The organism is Ectopseudomonas alcaliphila (assembly GCF_900101755.1).
Classification (GTDB): domain Bacteria; phylum Pseudomonadota; class Gammaproteobacteria; order Pseudomonadales; family Pseudomonadaceae; genus Aquipseudomonas; species Aquipseudomonas alcaliphila.
Genome location: NZ_FNAE01000022.1, coordinates 1 through 2,230, shown reverse-complemented (window position 1 = coordinate 2,230; position 2,230 = coordinate 1). Strand labels below are relative to the sequence as shown.

Below are 2,230 nucleotides of genomic sequence, written 5' to 3'. Positions count from 1 at the left end.
ATGAAATAGAAAGAATCCAAGGGCAGCGGGTTGAGCTACGAGGTCAGGGCAGGCCGAGGCGTAACCCCGGAAAATAAATCTGTCCCCTTTTTGCGGTCCCCTTTTTGCGTGACTGATCTGCATGGATATTTTGTGGGGATTCCTCAGACTCTGACCCCATTGATCGTTAGATCAAAGCAAAAAGGATTAAATAAAAATGAGATCACTCCTAGTAGTAGCTTTTGGAGTATTACTTTCATCCTGTTCAAGTATTCGCATAGACACCCCTGAGGTTCGCCAGAAGATAAGTCAGGATTTGAACCTGACTAGCATCATTGACATATCAAGAATGAACTGGTGTGTTCATCCATATGGTAGTGAGCCTGGCTGTGAGCCCGACAAGGGCGTGGGTGTAGTGACCCCAAACGGTCTAGTAATGGCCCAAATAATTGAAGGCAAATATGTGGTAAAACGCACTATAAAAGCCGAGGATATAACCTGCTCAACAGTTTATGGAGGAACCGGTACAGAAGGTTTACTTTTTGCATTCGGCAAACATGAAGCTTATATGTTAGGTCCAATGAAAGAAAATCAAAAAGAAATCAACGCCGCGTTCAATGCAAATATGTTCAGTTACCTTCATAGTGAAGGTCAGCATGTTTTTAACGGTCCTGAAATAAACTTCCAACGGCCCAGCGGCAGAAAGGTTAAACAAACAACAATTCTCAACGCAGGCGCAGCGACTCGAGTTATTACGGAAGAAGTTGATGTACTGGAAATTTATAGCCCATGCAATATTGAAAAAAGCAACCTAATAAAGGCGAAGCCAACAAACCTTGATTAGTCAAGCGGAAAACAACTGAATCAGCCACATCAGCTCATTGGATCAATGACTCTGACCCCATCGATTTAAAACCACAGGTTTCTACGTCAAGATATGTTGGAACGCCTCAGGGCTACTTAAGGGATATGGATACAGAATTTAAGATTCTAGAAACTGTAGCCCAACGTTTGGGGTCGAATTCACAGGCGTCAGGTCGCATTAATCTGATTTCAGAAAAGATGGTCTGCCCAAGTTGTAGTGATGTTGTTGTTCAGTTTCGTGAGAGGTATCCTAATATCCAATTAAATATTTTCACTGTGGAGGACTGAGGATGTCAGATAGCTGTAGTGTGGAAGAGATGCGTTTAATAGTCTCCCGACTCTATTTAAAGGCGATGTCTCAGATTAACCTTCGACCGGAGCAGGCCTTTGCATATGTCCAGGATGAGGCAGGTTCTCTTTGTACATCTGCTGATGTAGGGCTATTTGCGGTATTGCAAACGATAATATTTAAGGAGGGTATGATTTATGGTTTGGAACTTTCTAGAGAAAGTCCATATGCAGAAGATATGCTCCAGATTTTAGCTGGAGCTTACGACAAGTGTTGCTCTGACGATTTGGTGTCGGCGGGCTTGGAGGGGGAGCAGTTGGAATATATGGTTGATTGTATGCGGCAGGTTCGAGATAAGTATCTGAGAAAACAATAAGGAAAAAAGGGGGCAGACAATAGAGAGAAAAAGAGAAAAAGGGGACAGATTTATTTTCGGGGCTGTGCTTGGCCTGAATAAATAAATCTGTCCCCTTTTTTGGTGCAATTGTCCAAGTGTCGGATAGGAATGATAAGGATTGGGTCGCCCCCTGGGATTGATGCAATGAATGAATTTATATTTCTTGGAGTTGGCCCTGAGCCTACAAGGCTATGGGGAGGCACGCCTCTCTTTAATTTAATTGATGGAGTAAAATTGCTGAGATTCTGCGAAGAACATAATGCTGCTGTGCTTGGAATTGAAGGGTTCAAAGTCATAGGGGATAAGAGAGTTCCTGATCTGGGTTGTATCGCTGATTTTTCTACCTTGGTTGTGGCTGCCGGAGAAAATTTTCCGGAAGCATCTAGGAAGTCTGCAAGATGCTTTATTGATTCGATTCTGGATGACGATATATTGCTGGAGTTTGTGCTAGTTAAGACTTGACGGTGCAAAAGATGTAGCAGGTACAGCTACGACGGGTGGGACGAAAGTTGGCCGGAAAAAGGGGACAGGAAAAAGGGGACAGGAAAAAGGGGACAGATTTATTTTCCGCCTGATCGGCTAAGCTGAAGGTCTCAATGGATGGAGGTCGTTATGCCAAGGATGGGGCGTATTGTGTTGCCGAACTACCCACATCATGTGGTGCAGCGAGGGCATAACCGGCAGGTGGTGTTTGCCGCTGA

4 protein-coding genes and 1 pseudogene are annotated in these 2,230 nt (G+C 44.1%); all 5 read left to right on the top strand.

Features of this window, described 5'->3' with window-relative positions:
• Positions 1-196 precede the first annotated feature (196 nt).
• Positions 197-823, top strand: coding sequence for a hypothetical protein (locus BLR77_RS25435; protein WP_139203105.1), 627 nt, complete (start codon positions 197-199; stop codon positions 821-823).
• 41 nt (positions 824-864) lie between these two features.
• A complete protein-coding gene (locus BLR77_RS25950) occupies positions 865-1,131 on the top strand; it encodes a deaminase domain-containing protein (protein ID WP_083366125.1) in 267 nt (88 codons plus the stop codon).
• A gap of 2 nt (positions 1,132-1,133) precedes the next feature.
• Positions 1,134-1,508 carry a hypothetical protein gene (locus BLR77_RS24805; protein ID WP_074682782.1) on the top strand — a complete coding sequence of 125 codons (375 nt, stop codon included), beginning with the start codon at positions 1,134-1,136 and terminating at the stop codon, positions 1,506-1,508.
• A gap of 165 nt (positions 1,509-1,673) precedes the next feature.
• Entirely contained in the window at positions 1,674-1,991 is a 318-nt protein-coding gene (locus BLR77_RS25430; RefSeq protein ID WP_074682780.1) for a hypothetical protein, read from the top strand.
• A 150-nt stretch (positions 1,992-2,141) separates the two neighbouring features.
• A pseudogene (locus BLR77_RS24795) lies at positions 2,142-2,230 on the top strand (transposase); the annotation flags it as partial.